Genomic DNA, 20,574 nt, shown 5'->3' with positions numbered 1-20,574 from the left:
GTGCCCCTCCTCCCTCGTCGGACGCTCACCAGCTGACCGGGATCTCCGTGAAGCCCTCCATGAACCCGCCGAGCCCGCGCGGGAGCTGGTCGCCCGGCTTGGCGAGGCCGAGCCCGGGGAACCTGCGGAGCAGCCCTTCGGTGGCGACCTGCAGTTCCATCCGCGCCAGCGCGGCGCCGACGCAGTAGTGCAGCCCGGCCCCGAAGGTCAGGTGGTGGTTCTCGCGGCGCCGGATGTCGAGGGAGAACGGATCGTGGAACACCGTCTCGTCGACGTTCGCCGATTCCTCGGAGAGCAGGACGCTGGAACCGGCCCGGATGGTCGTGCCGTCGGACAGTTCGATGTCGCTGAGCGCGTACCGCATGGTGCCGATCGACGAACCCATGATCTGCGTGCGCAGGAGCTCCTCGACCGCCGAGGGCACCAGCGTCCAGTCGGCCTGGATCTGCTCGACCAGGTCCCGGCGGCTGAGGAGCACGGCGGTGCCGGTCCCGATCTGGCTGGCCGTGGTGACGTAACCGGCGATGAGCAGGCTCTGCGTCCAGTACTGGAGTTCGTGTTCGGAAAGCCGGTTGTTGTCCTCGTCCCGGACCTTGATCAGCCCGCTGATCAGGTCATCGCCTGGCTGGGCGCGTTTCGCCGCGATCAGGTCGCCGAGGTACCGCCACAGTCCGGTACGGCATTCCTCGACTTCCTCCTGCGGCAGCTTGCTCACCGAGAGGAAACCGTCCACCAGCCGGCGGAAGGTGTTCATGTCCTCGGGCGGGATTCCGAGGAGCTTGCAGATGACCCTGATGGGCAAGGGGAACGCGAACGCCTCGTTGAGTTCGGCCACCTCCGGCCCGGCCGCCATCTTGTCGAGCAGATCGTTCGCGATCTCCCAGGCGACCGGCCGGAGCGCCTCCACCCGCCGCGCGGTGAACGCGCGGGTCACCAGTCCGCGGACGCGGGTGTGGCCGGGCGGGTCGGGTTCGATCGCGCTGTCCATGAACAGGTCGTTGTTCGCCGAGATCCGGGCCACTTCGGGCCGCGAGATGTCCTTGCTCAGCCGTTCGTCGGCGAACAGCGCCCGGACGTCCTTGTAGCGGGTCACCAGGAAGGCGGAGTCCCCGCTGGGCAGGGTGACCTCGACCAGTGCCTTTTCCCGCAGTGAGCGAAGCCCTTCCGGGATCTGCATCGGCGGGGTCCATGCGAAGGGATACCGAAGGGGGAGTTCCGTGCTCATCGGTGTTCTCGACCTTTCTTGTCCTTCGGGGCGAGGGTGGGGGATCGGCTCATGGCTTTCCGGTCGCGGGCTCCTGGCAGCGGAAGCTGCTTTCCGCGAAGGCCCATTCGTAGTTCAGGCTGCTGGAAAACCACTCGACGAGCTCTCGGCGCCGTCCGGCGGGGCCGTGCCCGCCGAACCGGTCGGCCATGGCGAGGAACGCCTCGACGGCCGCGCCGTAGTCGTCGCCGGGGTGATACGCCGCGATCCAGCGCGCGTACCGCGATCCGGGGACCGCGCGTGCGCGCAGGTCGTCGGACACCCGCGAGTTGAACCACACCATCGGCAGCAACGCGCCCAGCCCGGCGCCGAACGACGTCGCCGCGGCCGCGGCGAAGAAGGAACAGTGGGCCTGGGTGGCCCGTGCCATCGGGTGGTCTTCGCCGAGTTCGGGCAGCCCGAGCGTGGGAGCGAGTTCGGCGTAACGCAGGCGCAGCCGGTCGCGCGCGTCGAGAGTGCCGAGCACGGAATGCCCGAGCAGCCGGGTGTCCGCGTCGTCCCGGGCCTGCGCCGCGCAGCGGGCCAGCGCCCGGCTGTAGGCGGGGAGCAGATGACCGGTGTCCTGCCGGATGAAGAAGGCCAGCGACGCCGCGGGAAGCGAGCCCTCGCGCAACCGTGTCCAGAACGGGTGCGCCAGCACCTTGTCCAGTACCGGTTCCGCGAGCACCAGAAGTTCGTCGCGCAGCATCGGTTCTCCTCACCGGGGCGGGATCAGCCCGCCTCGACCTCGACGTCGACTCGTTTCATGGACCACTGCGCGATGCGCAGCGACATCGTGACCGCTTCGGTGGCGTACCCGGCCATGTCCGCCTGGTAGCGGGCGAGCGCCTCGGGCAGCGACCGCTCACCCCGTGCCACGCCGGTGAGCGCGGAGCACAACGCCATGGCGTCCCTGGCGGCGGTGTTCGCCCCCACCCCGCCGGACGGCGGCATCGCGTGGATCGCGTCGCCGAGCGGGACGACGACGCCGGGTTCCCATGGCGTGACCGGGGTCGTGGCACGGAGCGGGATGGCGAACGCGGTCCGCGGATCGGCCATGGTGAACGTCTCGTGCAACGCCGGATGCCAGCCACGGGTCCGCTCGAGCACGAGCTCGCACAGCTCGGTGCCCGACATCGCGAACAATCGCTCGTCGGAGATTCCGAGTTCACGCTGGTGAACATTGAACACCGACATGTAGTAGTTCCCGGAATCGGCCAGCCGTGCTTCCGGGCACAGCCGCGCGGCGGCCGCGGACGGCGGAGTCCGGAACACCATGGGCATCAGCCCGAGGTGGTTCCCGTCCTCGCCGATCACGTAGCTGAACCGGTTTCGCAGCACGTCCGGCATGATCGCGTCGGTCTTCTCGTCCATCGGGATCCGGGAGAACACCGTGCGCACACCGAGATCACGCGGCTGGTCCGCCGGGCGCAGCTGGGCGCGGACCGCCGAACCGGTTCCGTCCGCCGCCACCAGGAGGTCGCCGGTTTCCGTGCTCCCGTCGGCGAAGTACGCCGTCACCCGGCCGTCCGGCTCGTGGGCGCAGCGGACGAATCTCCGTCCATAGTGGACGATGTCGTCGAGGCCGGCGAGCAGGATCCCGCGCAGGGTCACGCGGTCGACCGCGTCGATCTTGTCGGGCGCGTCGCCGCGGGGGTCGTCGAATTCGGGTGACCACTGCGGGACCAGCCGCTCGTTGTAGGCGGCGAGCCCGTTTTCCTGCCGCGCGTGGGAGGTCGCGACGAGCAGGTCGCGCAACCGCGGTGGCAGGCAGGCTCGCAGGGCCTGCTCGCCTTCCGGGCTGATGCGGAGCCGGTAGCCCTGGTTCCGCCCGCGAGCCGACGTGTCGCGTTCGTGGACCGACACGTCGATTCCGGCCTGGCGCAGGCCCTGTGCGAGGCACAGCCCGCCGATCCCGCCACCGATGACGAGAACCCGCTGGCCCGCGCCGCGCCGGTGTTCGTTTCCCATGGACCGCTCCTGTTCGTTCTCCGCGATGGGTCAGAGGCCGCCGTCGACCGGGACGACGGTGCCGGTCAGGTACCGGGCGCCGTCGCCGGAAAGCCAGAGCACGGCGTCGGCGGCGTCGTCCGGGGTGGCGAGCCTGCCCAGCGGGATGAGCCGGGTGTAGCGCGCGATCAGCTGCTCCCGCACGGGTTCCGGCAGTTCGTCGAGCGCTTCGGTGTGGACCATGCCCAGTGCCAGTACGGTGAACCGGATCCCCCGTGCGACACCGAACTCCTTCGCGAGCGATCTGCTCAGGCCGTGCAGCGCGGCCTTGCTCGCGGTGTAGTGCGCCTGCGCCGCCACGCCCAGCCGGGCGGCCGCGGAGCTGATGCTGATGACACTGGCACCGTCGCGCAGCAACGGAAGCGCTCGCTGGATGACGAGGTGCGCGCCGCGGGCGTTCGTCCCGATGGTCTGCCGCCACTCGGAAAGCGACAGCTCGCCGAACGGGACCCGGCTGATCTCGGCCGCGTTGTTCACCACGATGTCGAGCCCGCCGACCAGTTCGGCGCAGTGCGCGAAGAGATCGCCGACCTCGCCCGGGTCGGCGAGGTCGGCGCGGAGCACGTGGTGCCCGCCGCCGGTCTCCCGCAGCGCGCGCTCGAGCGACCCGGCCGCTTCCCCGCCCCGCCGGTGGCAGGTGACGACCCGGACCCCGTGCCGGGCCAGTGCCAGCACGACGGCCCGGCCGACGCCCCGCGTGCCACCGGTGACCAGTGCGGTACGGCCCGCCAGGCCCGGGTCCCCTCGGCCGGTCACGATCAGCTCAGCACGACGTCGGCGAGTTCGTCGACGTGCCCGGGATCGGAGGTGCAGGACAGCAGCATCAGCTCGTCGCACCCGGCGGCGGCGTAGCCGTCGACGACCGCGCGCAGCGCCTCCGGTTCGGTGACGGCACCCGCCGCGAGCCGTTGTGCCAGCGGGCCCATGTACGAGTAGTAGCCCAGGATGTGTTTCTCGGCCTGTGCCTTGCCGTCCGCGCCGAGTTGCGCGTAGCACAACGCCGCCATCTTCGGGGTCCCGGTGCGGCCTTCCTCGGCCCACAACTGCTTGAGCTTGCCGACCGTCTCGGCATACGCGGCGGGCGGGCCGCCGGGGGAGATCCAGCCGATCCCGTGCCGGGCCGCCCGGCGCAGCCCCGCCGGGGAGTGCCCGCCGATCCACAGCGGGATGTCGCGGCGGGCGGGCAGCGGCCCGACGCCGGGCACCGCGTGTTCGCTCCGCCAGAGCTGCCGGAGTTCGCCGATCATCCGGTCCAGCCGCGCGCCCCTGGTCCGGTAGTCGGCGCCGGTGGCCGCGAAATCGTCCTCGCGCAGCCCCGCCGCGATGCCGACGGTCAGCCTGCCGCCGGAGAGCCGGTCGACGCTCGCCAGCTGCTTGGCCAGTTCGACGACGCTCGGCCGGGCGGCCGCGAGCAGGATCGTGGTGGCGAGGCCGATCCGCTCGGTCACCGCCGCCGCGGCCGCGAGCGCGACGATGCTGTCGTAGTTGTCGTAGGCCACCCGGTCGATCACGCCGAGTGTGCTGAAGCCACGCCGGTCCGCGCGGCGCGCGAACTCCACGAGATCCGGCCCCGCCGCGTCGTGCACGGTGGTCGGGAGGCACAGTCCTACGTCCATGAGCTTTCCTCCAAAAGGTCGGTCAGACGGCCAGTTCCACGTCGTAGGTGGTCAGCCAGGAGTTGAACTGCAGCGCCATTTCGATGTTCATCCGGCTCGGCCAGTCGGTGGCGTCCGAGGCGAGCGTGCGCTCGGCCGCCGCGACGTCGAGGAACGGCCGGATCGGCGCGTGGGTGTCGGCGAGCACCGCGGCCAGTTCGCGATGCAGCACGGCGGTGTAGGACGGGTCCTGCGTGACCGGCCAGGGGCTCTTCCTGCGGTCGAGCACCGATGCCGGCAGCAGATCGGCCACGGCCGCGCGGAGCAGGCTCTTTTCCCTGCCGTCGAACGTCTTGTGGCGCCACGGTGTGTTGTAGAGGTACTCGACGAGCCGATGGTCGCAGAACGGCACCCGCAGCTCCAGGCCGTGCGCCATGGACAGCCGGTCCCCGCGATCGAGCAGCATCGGCAGCCACCGGGTGAGCGTGAGGTGGCCGATGGCGTGCATGCGCCGCTCCATCGCGTCCGGACTGTCCACAGGGGACACTTCGCCGAGCGCTTGCCGGTAGTTCTCGGCGTAGTACTCCGGCATCGCCAGTTTCTGCATGAGCCCGCGGTCGAACAGCCCCCTGCCCTGGCCGTTCTGGCTGCCCGCCTGCGCGGTTTCGTTGACCACCCAAGGAAAGGTGTCCGCGTGCACGCACGCGGGGTGGGACATCCAGTTGTACCCGCCGAAGATCTCGTCGGACACCTCGCCGGAGAGCACGACCGTCGACTGACGACGGATCGCTTGGGACATCAGGTAGTTCGAGGTGTCCATATCGCCGAGCGTGGTCGGCGCGTCCTGGGCCAGCAGCACGGCGAGGCGCGTCTCGGGGTCGATGAGCTGATCGGTCGTCAGCACGATGTCCGTGTGTTCCGACGCGACGTGCCGCGCCATTTCCAGCGCGTAGGGTCCGTCAGGGGTGAAGCGGACGTCGTCGGGGCGGAAGTTCTCGGTGTGCCCGCGGTAGGTGGTGGAGAACGTGCGGACCGTGCCGCCCTCCAGCTTCCACAGCCAATCCGACGCGATGGCGGTGAGGGCGCTGGAGTCGAGACCACCGGACAGCGCCGTGCACACCGGGACGTCGGCGACCAGCTCGCGGAGCACGATGTCGTCCAGCATCGACCGGATCGTCCGCACCGTCTGGTCGCGGTCGTCGGTGTGCTCCCGGTTCGTCAGGGTCCAGTAGGTCCGGTCGGACACCCCGGAGCGTCCCACCGTCAGGGTGTGCCCGGGACGGACTTCACGCATGTCACGGAACACCGCGGTGCCGGGCTGTTTGGCGATCGAGAACAGCTCGCGCAGGCCGTCGAGGGCTACCACGGGGCGCACCTGCGGATGCGCCAGCAGCGCCTTGGGCTCGGAACCGAAGAGCACACCGCGCTCGGTGCGGGTGTAGAACAACGGTTTGACGCCGAGGCGATCCCGGACCAGCACCAGCTCCTCGCGGCGGATGTCCCAGACGGCGAAGGCGAAAATGCCGTCCAGGCGTTCGGCGCAGGCCGCGCCCCATTCCAGGTAGGCGCGCAGCAGCACCTCGCTGTCGCAGGCGGTGCGGAACCGATGACCGCGACGCCGGAGCTCCGCGCGAAGCTGCTTGAAGTTGTAGACCTCGCCGTTGTACACCAACACGGCTACCGGTTCGCCCGCCTCCTCGGCGACCAGGGGCTGGTGGCCGCCTGCCGGGTCGATGATCGCCGTGCGGGTGTGCCCGAGTGCCGCGTGGCCCCGCTGCCAGACGTCGCGGTCGTCGACCCCGCGCCGCGCGAGCGCGTCGGTCATCGCCCGCAGCGTCGGCAGGGCGTCGGCGAGGTCACGGCCGAAGTCCACCCAGCCGGTGATTCCGCACATCCGTGTCTCCCTTGCTCGGCTCGATGCCGGGGAGCCTGGGACGGGGGACTCGAATCGGTCTCGAACGCCGGTCGGCCGGGTGCGGGCGGGTCCGGTGCTCGATCGCGGTGCGAGACGTGTTCGAGCGCCGGCCGACAGCCTGCGCGAAACCGATCCCGAGCCGCGAGGTGCACGTGATGAGCCCCAAGGAGCGCATCCCCGATATCGCCAGCATCGTCGGCAGATATGCGCTGGACATGCCGCCGGAGCAACAGATTCTCGGTCTGTTCGCCGCCAAGTGGGCGATCGGCGGGTTGCGTGCCGTCGTCGAGCTGACGATCCCGGACCGCCTGGCGGACGGCCCGCGCACCGCGGACGAGCTCGCCGCGGCGGTGGGCGCGAAACCGGACATCCTCTATCGCGTCATGCGCGGGCTCGCCGCCGCGGGCGTGTTCTCGGAGCGGGAAGACCGGGCGTTCGGGCTCACCCCGATCTCCGCGGCGCTGCGTTCCGACGCGGTGGCGGGGTTCCGCGACATGTTCCTGTTCGCCTCGGATCCCATGCTGTGGCGCCCGTACGAGAACATCGCGCACACGATCCGCACCGGGGTCCCCTCGTTCACGCACGCGTTCGGCGCGTCCTTCTACGACTACATCCGGGAGAACCCGGCCAGTTCGGCGGTGTTCGACCGGGCGATGCAGCAGAACCACTACCCGGGGACCGACCGGATCTTCGACGAATTCGATTTCGGCCGGTTCACCAGGATCGCGGACGTCGGCGGTGGCCACGGTCAGTTTCTCGCCGAGGTGCTCACCCGCTACCCCGGTTGCAGCGGGGTGCTCTGCGACCAGCCCCAGGTGGTGAGCGAAGCGAAAAGGCTCTTCGAAGAACGGGGCGTCGCCGATCGGGTCAAGGTCGTTTCGACCGATTTCTTCACCGCGATCGAGAAGGGGTGCGACGCCTATTTCGTCAAGCACACCCTGCACAACTGGGACGACGCCGACGCCGCGCGGATCCTGCGAAGGATCAGGGAGGCCATCGACGACAACGAGGACGCGCGGCTGCTCATCGTCGACATGGTGCTGACGGGGCCGGGGACCTGGGACATCGGCAAGCTCATCGACATCGAGGCGCTCAGCGTCCTCGGCGGGCGCGAGCGCAGCCGCGACGAGTGGGACCGGCTCGCGGGCGCCGCCGGTTTCCTGCCGGCGAACGATCCGGTCGTGGGTGACCTGGCCATCCTCGAGTACCGGCCGTGTGAGCCCGGTCTCGGTGTGCCGGAGGCGCCCGCGTGAAGTTGAACTAGTGTCTTGTAATCTAGTAGCCTGTCTTCCTATGGTCGCGAAGCACAAACGTTCCCCCCTGGCGCTGGCCGTCCTGGCCCTGCTGGCGGCACAGCCGCTGCACCCGTACGGGGTACTGGCGCTCATCAAGCAGTGGGGCAAGGACCAGGTCATCAACGTCACCCAGCGGGCGACGCTGTACAAGACGTTCAACCGGCTGACCGACGCCGGGCTGATCGCCGTGCAGCAGACCGAGCGCGACCAGCAGTACCCCGAGCGCACCGTGTACAAGCTCACCGAGGACGGCCGCGAGGTGATGCTCGAGTGGCTGGCCGAGGTGCTGGTCGGCGGGCACAACGAGTTCCCGGAGTTCCCGGTGGGGCTGTCCTTCATCATGCTCCTGACCCCCGAAGACACCCTGCCGCTGCTCAACGAGCGGGCGAAGCACCTCAGCGGACGTCTCGAGCAACTCGAGGCCGACCTCGCCGAGGCTCTTTCTCCGGGGCCGGACCAGGTCCCCGCCGTCAGCCTCCTGGAAGGCGACTACCTGCGGGCGATGGTCGCCGCCGAACTGTCCTGGGTGGAAAAGCTCGTCGCCGACATCGAGAACGGCCGGATGCGCTGGGGCGTGGAGGAACTCCGCGCCTTCGCCGAGACGCACCCCCCGGAGATCTGACGCCTTTTCCGCCCCCAAGCCGATTCGATCGGCCTCCCAACCGTCCTTGACCAGTTCTCGGCACTGTCGGGACGGCAACCGCGGCGACGGGAACGCGCCATCCGTGCGACCGGCCGCACGAGCGGAAAGGGGCACGATGAAGATCGGAGTGGGACTTCCGGCGACCGTTCCGGACCTCAGTCCCGAAGCGGTTCTGGACTGGGCGGCAGGCGCCGAGGACTACGGATTCTCCACCCTCGGGGTGCTGGACAGGCTGGCATACCAGAACTACGAACCGTTGGTCACTCTCGCCGCGGCGGCCGCGTTGACCAGCCACACGGCGCTGGCCGCGACGGTGCTCATCGCGCCGTACCGGCAGGATGTCGCGTTACTCGCCAAACAGGCCGCCACAGTGCACGAACTGTCCGGCGGCAGGCTCACCCTCGGCGTTTCGGCCGGATTGCGGGAGGACGATTTCGCCGTCTCCGGTGCGCCGTTCCGGGGCCGCGGCAAACGGCTCGACGCGATGATCGAAACCTGTCACGCGGTCTGGGCGGGTGAACACCCCGGGCCGGACAACGCGGTGGGCCCCGCGTTGCGGCACGGGAAGCCGGCGTTGATGATCGGCGGCAATTCGGAGGCGGCCCTGCACCGGGCCGCGCGGTACGGCGACGGCTGGGTCGCGGGCGCCAGTTCCCCGGCCCAGTACGCGAAAATGCTGGGCACGGCCCGGCGGATCTGGGCGGAGCACGGGCGAACCGAGCCGCTGCGGACCCAGGCGGTCGCCTTTTTCGCTCTCGGGCCGGACGCGGAATCCGACGCGGAACGCTATTTGCGCCGCTATTACGCGTTTCTCGGGCCGCACAGCGAAATGATGCTCAAAAAGGCCGCTACGGACGAAGACCGGCTGGCCGAGGTCATCGACGCGTACCGGCAGGCGGGCTGCGACGAGCTCGTGTTCTTCCCGTGTTCCGCGGACATCCGCCAGCTCGACCTGCTCACCAAGGCCACGCGCTGACCGTAGATCCCTCTCGCAGACCCACAGAGGAGCAGTTGATGAAGAAGAAGACGACGACGGCCGACACCGGCGAGCTGACCCCGGCCGCGCTGATGCAGCTCGGCAGTGCTTTCGCCCACGCCAAGGCCCTGCTGTCCGCGATCGAGCTGGACCTGTGCACCGAACTGGGCAAGGGCCCGCGGACCGAGGAGCAGATCAGGACGGCGCTGGGCCTGCACCCGCGGGTCACCTGGGAGTGGCTGTCGATGCTGGTCGCGCTCGGCGTGCTGGAGCGGGACGGCGAGCGGTACCGGAACACGCCGGGCAGCGCCCGGTTCCTCGACCGGTCGAAACCGTCCTACACCGGGGGTTTCCTGGAACGCGCCAATCGCGTGCTGTTCCCCTCCTGGGTCCACCTCACCGACGCCCTGCGGACCGGCGAGCCGCAGGCCCGGCACATCGAGGCGGACGATCTGTTCGATTCCCCCTATCGCAAGCCGGAGGAGGTCGAGGCGTTCCTGACCATGATGGACTCGCTCACTTCGGCGATCGGTCCCGCGCTGGCGAAGACGTTCGACTGGTCGACGGTGAAGTCCGTCGTCGATGTCGGTGGCGCACGGGGGAATCTGCTCTCGCTCGTGCTCGCCGAGCACGAACACCTCACCGGAACCGTCTTCGACCTGGCCCCGCTCGCCGCGCCCGCCGCGCGGCTCGCGGAACGCGCGGGCCTCGCGGACCGGTTGCACTTCCACGCGGGCAGCTTCTTCGAAGACGGCTTGCCGGAGGCGGACGCGATGATCATCGGTCACGTGCTGCACGACTGGGACGCGGCGCAGCGGCAGGTGATCGTCGACAAGGCCTTCGCCGCGATCCGGCCGGGCGGATCCGTGCTGCTGTACGACTCGATGCTCGACGCCGACGACCCCGACCTGGCCCGGCTCACGATCAGTGTCCACATGAAACTGATGACACCGGGTGGCGCGGAGTACACCGTGGCGGAGGGGACGGAAATGCTGCACCGCGCCGGCTTCACCGACGTCGAACCGTTGCCGCTCGGCGCACTCGACACCCTGCTGGTGGCCAGGAAACCGGAATAACGCCGGAAGGCCGTCGTCCGCTCGCTCCGGCGGGCGGACGACGGCCTTGGTCCTTTGAGGACAGTCAGGCGAGCTTCAGATCGGCGTAGACGGCGTCGACGATCCGCAGCATGCGGTCCTTGTGCAGGGACGCCTCGATCATCCCGTTCACGTTGACCACCACCACGAGCCCGTGGTCCGGGTCGACGAACGACGTCGAGAGGCCGAACCCGTCGTGTCCGTACGCACGCGGGGAAACGTGGGAGCCGAAGCTGAGGTATTCGCGGCCGAGCTGACGGCATTCGACGCGGAACCCCAGCCCCCAGTCCGCGCTGCCGTACCGGTCGAAGATCCCCGTGCGGTGCCGGGAGGTCAGCGTCGCGAGCATGTCGGCGCCGATGATCCGTCCTCCTGGCGCGACCCCGCCGGCGAGCAGTGCTTCGAGCACCTTGCCGAGGTCGGCCATCGGCCCGCGGGTGTTGACCCCCGGGATGCAGCGCGTCGTCGTGGGGAACGTCGACTGCCAATACGTGGGCCGCGGCGCGTTGCGCACGTTCCGGACGTGGATCAGCGGGAGGGTCTGCTCGTGTTCGGCGAACTCGGCGGCGGTGAGCCGGAGGCGCGTTTCCCTTGCTTCGCACGGCCGAAGCAGTTCCTCGGTGACGTAGTCGGCGTGGTCTCGGCCATCCACCGCGCGGATCAGTTCGGCCAGTACGAACCACGCCCAGTACGGGCTGTAGTTGATCACCCGTCGCGCCAGGGCCTCCGCGGGGACCCGCACCGAGAACGCCCGCGCCCGCCGTTCCTCGTCCGGTCCGGCGGGCATCCCGTGCAGCGGGTCGATGCCCGCCGGGATCGGGCCGGTGTGGGTGAGCAGCGCGGCGGCCGTGATCGTCGATTTGCCGCCCACGCCGAATTCGGGGATGTAGTCGGCGATCGGACGGTACGGGTCGAACCTGCCGCCTTCCCACAGCCTGCCCAGCGCGAGCGGGACGAACGGCTTGCAGATGCAGTACCAGATCGGCAGCGACCGGCTGGTCAGCGGGACGCCGGGACGGGCGAACCCGAGCCCGGCGTCGGCCAGCACCCGCCCGGCCTGCGAGACGTAGAGCTGGACGCCGGGGGTGGAGACGCCGAGTTCGGCGGCCAGCTCCGCCGCCGTGCGCGGCAGGAAGTCCCGCAGCCGGGCCATTTCGTCGCCGGGCGGCGGCGCCGGTGCCGTCGCCGCCGTCCCGGCCGGCCCGGTGCCCGGCTGGAGCCGGGTGCCTGCCCGCATCGCCGCGACGTACCCCGACTTGTCCTGTTGCAGCGCGGCGTCGGCGAAGAAGAGCAGGGTGAAGTTGCCGGTGAGATCGGTGCCTTCGCGCTCGAAGGTTTCGACCCGCTGCTGTGGCGAGCCGAACAGGAAGGACAGCGCGGCGGCATACCGGACGTTGAGCTGGACCTTCGGTTCTTCGGCCGTGGCGGGAGCGAAGGCCAGCAGGCCGCTGTCCAGATCGATCCGGATGTCGACGCCTGCCACGACGCCGGGGGGCGGGTCGGTGATCACGAGCCGGATCTCGATGGTGCTGTGCCGGGCCGGATCCGGTTGCGGTAACCGCCTCGCCTGGTCGAGCCAGGCCTTCGAGAGGAAGAGGTAGCGTCGCTGGGCGGTGGTTTCGCGCAGCATCTCACGCCCCCCGCGACGACGGCGGGCCTGCCACGCCGGCGCCATTCGAGGGTGCTTCCGGTTCCTCGTCCACGTGGATCGACCGCGTCGGGCAGCCCCGGACCGCGCGCAGGACCTCGTCGCGCAGTTCCGGTCGCGGATGGGGTTCGAGAACTTCGACAGCGCCGTCCTCGTCCTGGTCGAACACTTCGGGCACCCGGTACACGCACAGGCTGCTCACTGCGCATGTCGTCTTGTCGGCACTGACGTACATGGCGATCGTCCAATCGGGGCGGAGGGAGAAACACGCGTCACCGTTCCAGCCCCCGCTCGCGATCTCCTCGACACCGGCTGAAACGGCCCGACCGGCGCACCAGCGGTGTTCCAGCGGCCGGATCGAGGATGGTGACCCGGTCCGCGATCTGGGGGAAGGACGGCTTGTGATGCCGCGAGAGACGGTCGAGACCACGACGGACGTCGTCCGGCTCGGAAACGCTTTCTGCACCGCGCAGGTTCTGCTCACCGCGGTGGAACTCGGCGTGTTCACGGCGCTGGCGGACGGCGCGGCCAGCGAGGAGGAACTTCGCGACCGCCTCGGTCTGCACGGCAGGGGCCTGCGTCCGTTCCTCGCCCTGCTCGCGGCCTTGGGCCTGTTGTCGGAGACGGACGGTCGTTACGCGAACGCCGCGGCCGCCGCCGAATGTCTCGTCGCCGATCGTCCCGGCTACGTCGGCGGGCTGCTCATGGGCACGAAGACCAATCTCTACCCGGTGTGGAACCGGCTGGGGGAGACGCTGAAGACCGGCGAACCCCAGTCGGGCGGGGACGAGTTCGCGGAGATGCTGGCCGATCCCGCGCGGCTGGAGGACTACGCCCGCATGATGGACGGGGCGCTCGTCCCGTTGCTCCCGCCGCTGCTGGGCGCGATCGACTGGGGCCGGTACCGTTCGGTGCTCGACATCGGCGGCTGCCGGGGCAGTCTAGTCGGGCAGGTGGCCCGCGAGCACCCGAAGCTGACCGGGACCGTTTTCGACCTGCCTCCGTTGCGGCAGGTCTGCCTGCGCCGGGCCGCCGAGCTGGGCGTGGCGGACCGGATCCGGTTCCACGGCGGCGACTTCTTCCGGGACCCGCTGCCGCGCGCCGACGTCGTCGTGCTCGGGCACGTCCTGCACAACTGGGCGCCGGGCCAGCGGGAGTTCCTTGTCCGGCGGGCATTCCACGCGGTCGAGCCCGGCGGGGTGCTCCTCGTGCACGACCGCATGCTCGACGACGCGTTGCGCCACACCGGGAATCTGGTCGTCGGCATGACGATGGCTCTGGTCACCGAGAACGGCTCGGAATACACCGTCGCCGAGTTGCGTGAGCTCGCGCTGGCCGCCGGGTTCCGGTCGGCCGACGCGGTGGCGCTCGACGGCGACGAAACCCTCGTTGTCTGCGGGAAGGCCTGACGCGCTGGGGTCAGCGGAACGCGGACAGGTTCCGTTCCAGCCACGCCGCGAAGGAACCTGGTTCGTGGCCGGTGATCCGCCGCACGGTCGGAAGCGGCCGCCCGCCCACCGACGGGTCGCCGACCGCCTGAGCGGCCAGCAACCCGTCGACGAACCCGGCGGGCAGGCCCGCCTCGACCATGGCGGTCCTCGCCTGCGCCGTCGTCGCCGGCACGTAGCCGACGGGCGAACCGAGCGCGGCCGCCAGGAGCGCGACCTGCTGCGGTGCCGTGAGCGCTTCGGGCCCGGTCAGCTGATACGTCCGGCCGTGGTGGCCGTCGCCGGTCAGGCAGGCGGCCGCCACCGCCGCGATGTCGGCCGGATCGACCACCGCCCGCGCGATCTCGCCGTGACACTGGTAGGCCCGGCTCTCGGCCTTGACCGACCACGCCCACTGGAACGCGTTGGACATGAAGGCGGCGGGCCGCAGGATCGTCCAGCGGGCGCCGGATCCGGCGAAGACCCGCTCCCCTTCGGCCTGTTCGGCGCCGTAACCGCTCCTGGTCGGCGCCATCGCTGCGACGGAGGACAGTTTCACCACACGTTCCGTGCGGTGCAGGCGGATCGCTTCCGCCACGGCACGGTCCTGGGCGAGCGCGCCGGGGCCACTGGAGAGGGCGAACACGGCGTCCACATCGGACACCGCGGCGCGAATGCTCGCCGGGTCACCGAGATCGCCGCCCGCGACCTCCACGGTGTCCCCGAACCGCGCCCGGTCCGGGGACCGGGTGAAGGCACGCACCCGTTCTCCCGCCGACGTCAGCAGCTTCACGATTTCCCGGCCGACGGTGCCCGTCGCGCCGATCACCAGTATCACCGATTTCCTCCTGACGGGACGGGGAACGGAAGGCTCCTAGACGCGCTCGCCGGGTTTGCCCGCGATGCCCCCGATCGCGAGCGCGATGAGGAAACCGACCGCCAGCACGGCCGCGTCGGTCCAGAGGCTGAGCTGGAAATCGGCTGCCGACACCGCCCGGCCGGGGGACTGGGCGGTCAGCCGGGAGGCCAGCAGGATACCGAGCGACGAGCCGATTCCGTACGCCGCCGCGTTGACGCCGGGGAGCACGGTCTTGCTGTTCTCGTTGGCCAGGATCGCGCTGAGACCGTTGAGCGGGGTCAGCGCCCCGGCGAACGCCACGCCGAGGAGGGTGATCGCGACACAGGCCAGCCACGGCTGGTGGATGCCGAGTGCCAGCAGCGCGAGGCAGGGCACGGCCATGGCCATGGAGACACGCAGTGTCGTCCGCCAGCCCACCTTCGGGGCGAACCAGCCGACCACCGGCGCGAACAGGACGTTCACCAGGCACACGGTGGCCACGAACAGAATGGAGGACAGGGTCGCGGTCATCCCGAACCCGAATTCGTGGTTCTGGCTGTAGATCGGCATGAGGTAGTTGATCGGGCCGAGCATGCCCGCGGTGGCCAGCACCGAGGTCAGCAGCACCGGCCAGGCCCGGCGTGAGCGCAGGTAGCCGATCGGGAGCAGCGGGTGGGCCCGTCGCTTCTCGACCAGGCAGAACACCGTGAACAGCACCGCGCCCGCCAGGAGGACGAGGCCCATCCCGAGCCCCGGGCCGCTGAGCCAGCCGAGTCCCACCTCGACGCAGCCGATGCTGAGCGTCAGGAGCACGACACCCCAGACGTCCAATTTGGACGTTGTGGTGCTCCGCTGGTCGGGCAGGGTGCGGGTGAGGACGACGAAGGTGATCACGTCGACCACGGCCATCAGCACGAACACGGCGCGGAATCCGTAGTGGTCGGTCAGCCAGCCGGACAGGAGCCCGTCCAGGCCGACGACTCCGCCGTTCGCCGCGGTGAGCAGCCCCATCGCCCTGCCGAAGCCCGCGCCCGGCAGCGCCTGGCGGAGCAGCCGGAGGGCGAGCGGGAACATGGCCGTCGCCGGCCCTTGCAGCACCCGGCCGATGACGAAGACCGTCACGTTCGGCGCGGCCGCCGCCAGCACCGCGCCCGCCAGCGTGACGAGCAGTGCCGCGCCGATCAGCTTGCGGATGTTCACGTGATCGCTGTAGGCGGCCATCACGATCGACAGCAGGGCACCGGTCAGGTAGAAGGCGGCCTGGCCGGTCCCCACCACGGAGGCGTCGGCGTGCAGGCGCCGGGCGATGTCCGGCATCGCCGGTGTCTCCATGGAGATGATCAGCTGGCAGGTGACCGTGGCGAGCAGCAGGGAGGCGACGAGTTTTCCGGTGCTGAGGGTGCCCGTGACGGGGCCGTCGGCCGTCGGTGGCCGGGTGAGGGACTGGCTCATGGGATTCCTTGTCGGATCGTCCGAAGTCCGGGCCAGCGGGCCCCGGGAGATCGCGACCCTGCACCGGCGATCTGGGGAACAGCTCGAATCCGCTTCGAGCACGCCGCCGTGCCCGGGTGCTCGCGGCCGTCGAGCACCGTGCGACGGCGCTTCGAGGCGGTGGAGCCAGGCTGCGCCTTTCAGTACGCCGGAAGGAGCGATCGTGGAAAATGCCATCGCATTCGGCTCCGGGCCGGATGGAGTGGCCGGGCACGGCGGGGGAGCCCCGCGGATCCCGGTCGGAATCCTCGGCGTCGGAGTCAGCATCCCGGATCGGGTGGTGACCAACGACGAACTCGTCCGCGGACTCGACACCTCCGACGAATGGATCCGCAGTCACACCGGCATCCGTGAGCGGCGCTTCGCCGCCGCCGGCCGGACGACGTCCGATCTGTGTGCCGACGCCGCGCGGGCCGCCCTGCGGCGAGCCGGTGTCGACCCCGGGTCACTCGACGCGATCGTGATCTCGACGATCACTCCGGATCAGCCGCTGCCCTCGACGGCGCTCGCGGTGAAGGAACGCCTCGGCGCGCGGCACGCGATCCCGGTGGACCTCACGCAGTACGCCTGCGCGGGCGGGATCTACGGCATCATGCTGGGCTGTCAGCTGCTGCAGAGCGACGACGTGCGGCACGTCCTGGTGATCGGCGCCGAACTGCTGTCCCGGCTCACCGACCCCGGCGACCGCGGGACCCGTGTCTTCTTCGGGGACGCCGCCGGCGCGGTGGTGCTCGGCAGGACGGAGCCCGGATACGGGATACTGGCCTGGGATCTCGGGTCCGAACTGTCCTATGCGGTCGAGGTGCCCGCCGGGGGCGCGAGCCTGCCGCCGACCGAGGAGACCGCGCGGCGCGGCGACCACCACCTCAAGATGGACGGCCGGTCGGTGTGGAAGGTCGCGACGGCGGTGGTGCCCGGCAGCATCCGCAAGGTGGTGGAGCGCGCGGGCGCGAAGATCCGCGATATCCGCCATTTCTATCTCCACCAGGCGAACCTCAACATCATCAACGAGGTGCTGGAGCAACTCGGTGCCTCGTCCGCCGTCGCGCCGATCACCATCGACCGGCTCGGCAACACCGGTGGGGCCTCGGTCTTCACCGCCATGGCCGAGGGGATGAACACCGCGGCCCCGCGCCGTGGTGATCTCATGGTCGTCTCCGGCATCGGTGCGGGCTTCCTGTGGGGCTCGCTGTGCCTGCGGCAGCAGTGAGCGCGGCGTGCGCGCGGTAGTGGCGCTGCGGGCCGAGCCGGACGATCCGCTGCGGGCGATCGAAGTCCGGGACCGGCCCCGGCCGCCTGCCGCGGAAGGCTGGGAACTGGTGCGCATCAAGGCGGCCTCGCTCAATCACCACGACCTCTGGACCGCGCGGGGTGTCGGCGGCCCCGCGCAGCGGTTTCCCGTGGTGCTCGGCAGCGACGGCGCGGGCGTCACCGAGGACGGCACCGAGGTGATGGTGCACGGGATGGTCGGGGATCCCGACGCGGGAGGCGGGGACGAGACGCTCGATCCCGCCAGGACGATCCTCGGCGAGGACCACGACGGCACACTGGCCGAATGGGCGCTGGTGCCCCGGCGGAACCTGGTGCCGATGCCGCCCGCGCTGACCTTCGAGGAGGCCGCCTGCCTGCCGGGCGCGTGGCTCACCGCGTACCGGATGTTGTTCGAGAAGGCCGGGCTGGAACCGGGGTCCACGGTACTGGTCCAGGGAGCGGGCGGCGGGGTGTCGACGGCGCTGACCGTGCTCGGCTCGGCGATGGGCCACCGGGTGTGGGTCACCAGCCGCAGCGAGGAAAGACGGGCGCGTGCGGTGAAACTGGGGGCTTCGGCGGCCTTCGCGCCGGGGGAGCGGCTGCCTTCGCGCGTCGATGCGGCGCTGGAGACGGTGGGCGCGTCCACCTGGGAGCATTCGGTGCGCTCGGTCCGGCCGGGCGGCCGGATCGTGGTCGCCGGGGCAACCACCGGGCGCTATCCGCGGTTCGATCTGAACCAGATCTTCTTCCGGCAGCTGAGCGTCGTCGGCGTCACCTGCGGGACCTACCGCCAGCTGGGGCGGCTCGCGCGGTTCTGCGTGGAGACCGGCGTCCGGCCGGTGATCGACCGGACGCTGCCCCTGGAACGAGTGCACGACGGTTTCGCCGCGCTGGCAGGCGGAGCCGTGTTCGGCAAAGTGGTGATCACCTGCCGGTGATGCTCCCGAGCCGGGCCCGCGTGCGTGACGGCGCGGGCCCGGCTCGGAGACGGCGGAATCAGCCCTGCGGCGGCGGGTTGGTCACGTTGGTGAAGACGTTTCCACTGTAGACGCCGTATTTGTCGTCGATGGTGGAACCCATGGCCTGGCCGGTGAACTTGTTGCCGGTGAACTTCGCGGACGTCGTCGAGCTGTTCTTGATCAGCGCGGGTGACGTCGTGCTTTCGATGACATTGTTGGTGAACTCCATACCCGCCTGCGGGTCGCAGGCCAGTGTGATGACGCCACTGCCGACGTCGAGGTCGTTCTTGCTCGAGTTGTACTTGATCGACGAATTGATCGTCCGCATACCGGGAATGGCGCAGGCGAGCAGCAGGCCGCCCTTGTTGTCGTGCGAGCTGTTGTACTGGTAGACGATCCCGTTGTTCGCCCCGTCGACGTCCATCGCCTTGGTCGGTATGTCACCGCCACCGTTCGCGATCTCGTTGTACTGGATGAGGGTGTTGTCCGAATCCCACGCCCAGACACCGGAGTGATAGGCGGTCGCGCGCTTGCTGTACCCGTTGACGGAGTTCTGCTGGATCACCGCGCCCGAGCCGTTCTGCACGACGATCCCGTCGCCACCCAGGTCGGTAAGGGAGTTGCGGTTGATCTGCACGTTCGTGTGCGGCACCCAGGTGCTGCCCGGCCCGTCGGGATAGAGGTCGCGGCGTGCCCAGTGCGACGCGGTGCCGATGCCGATGCCGTCGACGTGGCTGACCACGTTCCCGGTGACCTGGATGTCGTCGAACCCGGTGGGCCGCGCCGTTCCCTTGGCGTTGAACAGGATCCCGCCGCTGAGCTCGTCGAACCCGGTGCAGTCGCAGCCGTTGATGTCGTGTACCACGACGCCGCTCACCACGAAGTGGGCGGCGGTGCCGAAGTCGGTGGCTTCGACGTAGATGCCGGCGCGCGGGGTGCCCGCCGCGCCGGTGGTGGTGATGTCGAGGCCGCGGAACTCCCAGCCCTGCTGGTTCCGGAGCATGACGGCGGCCCTGGCCCCGGCCGCCACGATCTTGGGCGCGCTGCCGCTGCCGTAGGAGTTCACCACGATCGGCGCGGCCTTGGTCCCGGACCCGCGCGGGGTCAGCACGCCGGCGCAGGTGGTGCCCGCCCGGATGCTGAGTGTGTCCCCCGCGGCGAAGTTCACCGTGTTCACCTTCTGGAGGCTTTTCCAGGGCTGGGCATTCGTGCCGGCGCCGGTGTCGTTTCCGGCCTGGCAGTCGAGGAAGTACCGGTTTCCGGTGGTTTCCGCGACGGCCGGGCTCGCGGTGGCGGTCAGGCCGAAAGCCGTGCCTGCGGCGATCGACAGGAGCAACAATCGAATCGATGTTCTTTTCATGGTAACCTGTTCACAGTCTCGGTGAAGAAATCGCGAAAGGTGAACGAAGTCGCGTTTCGCGGTTCTCCGTTGGTGAGTTAGACAAAAGATCATGTCGCGGGCATGACATACCGAAAATGGTCTGCTCTGCTGCGTCCCCCAACGCTCGATTCTGGACCCTGCTTCGGCTCGCCCGTATTAGTCAATACGGGTGAGTCATTGTGACCGGACTCTAGCACAGTTGGCTCGTCGTGCCAGTGGATCCGGGAAGTTCATCGCCCTCGCTACGGCTTGTGTCCGGCGGATCACCGAAGGCACGGGAGCTCGTGTCCACATCGGCCACGGGAGGGTGAGGAATTGTCGCGATTATCCGCTGCCCGAGCGTGCTCCCAGTGGTTTTTGATTGACAAGGACACGATGGGAAGGCGGAGAAAGGACGTGCTATGCGGTTGACGTTGGACGACATGCGGGAGCTTTTGCGTGCTGCGGGAGGCGTCGACGAGGGGGTGAATCTCGACGACGATATCACTGACACCCCCTTTGCCGACCTCGGTTACGACTCCCTGGCCGTACTGGAGATCATCGGCAGGGTGAGGCGGGAATACGACATCCCGGTTCCGGACGACGCCCTCGAAAGCATGCCGACCCCGGGGCAGGCCGTGGAGTTCCTCAACGAGCAGATCGCGCTGCGCTCCGCGGGAGGGCAGGGTTAGCCACACCACGAGCCGCGCCGGCGGCGATACGGACGAGGGGGGGGCTTCCCGCCGGCCCCGGCCCCCCCCCGCCGCTAGTCGGAGTTTTGGGAGAGCGGAGTGAAAGATCGGTGCCCCACGGAAAAGCAACGCGGCGG

At 69.8% G+C, this 20,574-nt stretch carries 19 protein-coding genes; 8 read left to right on the top strand and 11 right to left on the bottom strand.

The genetic code is table 11. The features are described from left to right. Nucleotides 1-25: 25 nt before the first annotated feature. The 6 genes from ACFWX1_RS11040 to asnB all read right to left on the bottom strand — a co-directional run bounded on the left by ACFWX1_RS11040 (nt 26) and on the right by asnB (nt 6,742). The gene (locus tag ACFWX1_RS11040) at nt 26-1,177 is read right to left on the bottom strand and encodes a cytochrome P450 (RefSeq protein WP_378386136.1); all 1,152 of its coding nucleotides are present in this window, start codon (nt 1,175-1,177) and stop codon (nt 26-28) included. Nucleotides 1,178-1,274: 97 nt separating this feature from the next. Beyond that, the gene (locus ACFWX1_RS11035; protein ID WP_378386134.1) at nt 1,275-1,952 is read right to left on the bottom strand and encodes a TenA family protein; all 678 of its coding nucleotides are present in this window, start codon (nt 1,950-1,952) and stop codon (nt 1,275-1,277) included. Between the two features lie 23 nt (nt 1,953-1,975). Continuing rightward, the gene (locus ACFWX1_RS11030; protein ID WP_378386132.1) at nt 1,976-3,214 is read right to left on the bottom strand and encodes an FAD-dependent oxidoreductase; all 1,239 of its coding nucleotides are present in this window, start codon (nt 3,212-3,214) and stop codon (nt 1,976-1,978) included. Nucleotides 3,215-3,244: 30 nt separating this feature from the next. Continuing rightward, nucleotides 3,245-4,009 carry an SDR family NAD(P)-dependent oxidoreductase gene (locus ACFWX1_RS11025; protein WP_378386130.1) on the bottom strand — a complete coding sequence of 255 codons (765 nt, stop codon included), beginning with the start codon at nt 4,007-4,009 and terminating at the stop codon, nt 3,245-3,247. A gap of 2 nt (nt 4,010-4,011) precedes the next feature. Further along, nucleotides 4,012-4,869 carry an LLM class flavin-dependent oxidoreductase gene (locus tag ACFWX1_RS11020; RefSeq protein WP_378386128.1) on the bottom strand — a complete coding sequence of 286 codons (858 nt, stop codon included), beginning with the start codon at nt 4,867-4,869 and terminating at the stop codon, nt 4,012-4,014. A gap of 22 nt (nt 4,870-4,891) precedes the next feature. Beyond that, nucleotides 4,892-6,742 carry an asparagine synthase (glutamine-hydrolyzing) gene (gene asnB, locus ACFWX1_RS11015; protein WP_378386126.1) on the bottom strand — a complete coding sequence of 617 codons (1,851 nt, stop codon included), beginning with the start codon at nt 6,740-6,742 and terminating at the stop codon, nt 4,892-4,894. Nucleotides 6,743-6,918: 176 nt separating this feature from the next. Here asnB and ACFWX1_RS11010 point away from each other — a divergent pair, with 176 nt between their 5' ends. From ACFWX1_RS11010 to ACFWX1_RS10995, 4 genes are all read left to right on the top strand, one after another. After that, complete coding sequence (locus ACFWX1_RS11010) at nt 6,919-8,016, top strand: methyltransferase (RefSeq protein ID WP_378386124.1); 1,098 nt, start codon at nt 6,919-6,921, stop codon at nt 8,014-8,016. A gap of 40 nt (nt 8,017-8,056) precedes the next feature. After that, entirely contained in the window at nt 8,057-8,680 is a 624-nt protein-coding gene (locus tag ACFWX1_RS11005; RefSeq protein ID WP_378386122.1) for a PadR family transcriptional regulator, read from the top strand. Between the two features lie 136 nt (nt 8,681-8,816). After that, the gene (locus tag ACFWX1_RS11000) at nt 8,817-9,677 is read left to right on the top strand and encodes an LLM class flavin-dependent oxidoreductase (protein WP_378386120.1); all 861 of its coding nucleotides are present in this window, start codon (nt 8,817-8,819) and stop codon (nt 9,675-9,677) included. Nucleotides 9,678-9,715: 38 nt separating this feature from the next. Continuing rightward, a complete protein-coding gene (locus ACFWX1_RS10995; protein ID WP_378386118.1) occupies nt 9,716-10,753 on the top strand; it encodes a methyltransferase in 1,038 nt (345 codons plus the stop codon). Nucleotides 10,754-10,817: 64 nt separating this feature from the next. Here the strand turns inward: ACFWX1_RS10995 and ACFWX1_RS10990 are convergent, their stop codons facing one another. Together ACFWX1_RS10990 and ACFWX1_RS10985 are read right to left on the bottom strand one after the other, a co-directional pair. After that, the gene (locus tag ACFWX1_RS10990) at nt 10,818-12,401 is read right to left on the bottom strand and encodes a serine hydrolase domain-containing protein (RefSeq protein WP_378386116.1); all 1,584 of its coding nucleotides are present in this window, start codon (nt 12,399-12,401) and stop codon (nt 10,818-10,820) included. A 1-nt stretch (nt 12,402) separates the two neighbouring features. Next, nucleotides 12,403-12,654 carry a ferredoxin gene (locus ACFWX1_RS10985; RefSeq protein ID WP_378386114.1) on the bottom strand — a complete coding sequence of 84 codons (252 nt, stop codon included), beginning with the start codon at nt 12,652-12,654 and terminating at the stop codon, nt 12,403-12,405. Between the two features lie 169 nt (nt 12,655-12,823). Here ACFWX1_RS10985 and ACFWX1_RS10980 point away from each other — a divergent pair, with 169 nt between their 5' ends. After that, nucleotides 12,824-13,828: a methyltransferase gene (locus ACFWX1_RS10980; protein ID WP_378386112.1), complete on the top strand. Its 1,005-nt coding sequence runs from the start codon at nt 12,824-12,826 to the stop codon at nt 13,826-13,828. A gap of 10 nt (nt 13,829-13,838) precedes the next feature. Here the strand turns inward: ACFWX1_RS10980 and ACFWX1_RS10975 are convergent, their stop codons facing one another. Next, nucleotides 13,839-14,684, bottom strand: a complete 846-nt coding sequence (locus ACFWX1_RS10975; protein WP_378386110.1) for an NAD(P)H-binding protein — start codon at nt 14,682-14,684, stop codon at nt 13,839-13,841. A gap of 36 nt (nt 14,685-14,720) precedes the next feature. Then, the gene (locus ACFWX1_RS10970; protein ID WP_378386108.1) at nt 14,721-16,136 is read right to left on the bottom strand and encodes an MFS transporter; all 1,416 of its coding nucleotides are present in this window, start codon (nt 16,134-16,136) and stop codon (nt 14,721-14,723) included. A 202-nt stretch (nt 16,137-16,338) separates the two neighbouring features. Here ACFWX1_RS10970 and ACFWX1_RS10965 point away from each other — a divergent pair, with 202 nt between their 5' ends. Further along, nucleotides 16,339-17,385: a 3-oxoacyl-ACP synthase III family protein gene (locus tag ACFWX1_RS10965; protein ID WP_378386106.1), complete on the top strand. Its 1,047-nt coding sequence runs from the start codon at nt 16,339-16,341 to the stop codon at nt 17,383-17,385. A gap of 7 nt (nt 17,386-17,392) precedes the next feature. Then, a complete protein-coding gene (locus ACFWX1_RS10960) occupies nt 17,393-18,364 on the top strand; it encodes a zinc-binding dehydrogenase (RefSeq protein WP_378386104.1) in 972 nt (323 codons plus the stop codon). Nucleotides 18,365-18,422: 58 nt separating this feature from the next. Here the strand turns inward: ACFWX1_RS10960 and ACFWX1_RS10955 are convergent, their stop codons facing one another. Then, entirely contained in the window at nt 18,423-19,721 is a 1,299-nt protein-coding gene (locus ACFWX1_RS10955; protein WP_378386102.1) for a right-handed parallel beta-helix repeat-containing protein, read from the bottom strand. 446 nt (nt 19,722-20,167) lie between these two features. Here ACFWX1_RS10955 and ACFWX1_RS10950 point away from each other — a divergent pair, with 446 nt between their 5' ends. Then, nucleotides 20,168-20,437: an acyl carrier protein gene (locus tag ACFWX1_RS10950; protein WP_378386100.1), complete on the top strand. Its 270-nt coding sequence runs from the start codon at nt 20,168-20,170 to the stop codon at nt 20,435-20,437. Nucleotides 20,438-20,574: the final 137 nt, after the last annotated feature.

Origin of the sequence: Amycolatopsis sp. NPDC059021 (assembly GCF_042739895.1) — a bacterium.
In the GTDB taxonomy this organism is placed as follows: domain Bacteria; phylum Actinomycetota; class Actinomycetes; order Mycobacteriales; family Pseudonocardiaceae; genus Amycolatopsis.
Note: the sequence above shows the minus strand (reverse complement) of the source record. Positions and strands in the feature narration are given on the sequence as shown.

Coding starts and splice junctions, on each gene's coding strand:
- ACFWX1_RS10970 (WP_378386108.1), bottom strand. CDS start 16,136: ATGAGCCAGTCCCTCACCCGGCCACCGACGGCCGACGGCCCCGTCACG.
- ACFWX1_RS11030 (WP_378386132.1), bottom strand. CDS start 3,214: ATGGGAAACGAACACCGGCGCGGCGCGGGCCAGCGGGTTCTCGTCATC.
- ACFWX1_RS10995 (WP_378386118.1), top strand. CDS start 9,716: ATGAAGAAGAAGACGACGACGGCCGACACCGGCGAGCTGACCCCGGCC.
- ACFWX1_RS11040 (WP_378386136.1), bottom strand. CDS start 1,177: ATGCAGATCCCGGAAGGGCTTCGCTCACTGCGGGAAAAGGCACTGGTC.
- ACFWX1_RS11005 (WP_378386122.1), top strand. CDS start 8,057: ATGGTCGCGAAGCACAAACGTTCCCCCCTGGCGCTGGCCGTCCTGGCC.
- ACFWX1_RS10980 (WP_378386112.1), top strand. CDS start 12,824: ATGCCGCGAGAGACGGTCGAGACCACGACGGACGTCGTCCGGCTCGGA.
- ACFWX1_RS11010 (WP_378386124.1), top strand. CDS start 6,919: ATGAGCCCCAAGGAGCGCATCCCCGATATCGCCAGCATCGTCGGCAGA.
- ACFWX1_RS11000 (WP_378386120.1), top strand. CDS start 8,817: ATGAAGATCGGAGTGGGACTTCCGGCGACCGTTCCGGACCTCAGTCCC.
- ACFWX1_RS10950 (WP_378386100.1), top strand. CDS start 20,168: ATGCGGTTGACGTTGGACGACATGCGGGAGCTTTTGCGTGCTGCGGGA.
- asnB (WP_378386126.1), bottom strand. CDS start 6,742: ATGTGCGGAATCACCGGCTGGGTGGACTTCGGCCGTGACCTCGCCGAC.
- ACFWX1_RS11035 (WP_378386134.1), bottom strand. CDS start 1,952: ATGCTGCGCGACGAACTTCTGGTGCTCGCGGAACCGGTACTGGACAAG.
- ACFWX1_RS11020 (WP_378386128.1), bottom strand. CDS start 4,869: ATGGACGTAGGACTGTGCCTCCCGACCACCGTGCACGACGCGGCGGGG.
- ACFWX1_RS10985 (WP_378386114.1), bottom strand. CDS start 12,654: ATGTACGTCAGTGCCGACAAGACGACATGCGCAGTGAGCAGCCTGTGC.
- ACFWX1_RS10990 (WP_378386116.1), bottom strand. CDS start 12,401: ATGCTGCGCGAAACCACCGCCCAGCGACGCTACCTCTTCCTCTCGAAG.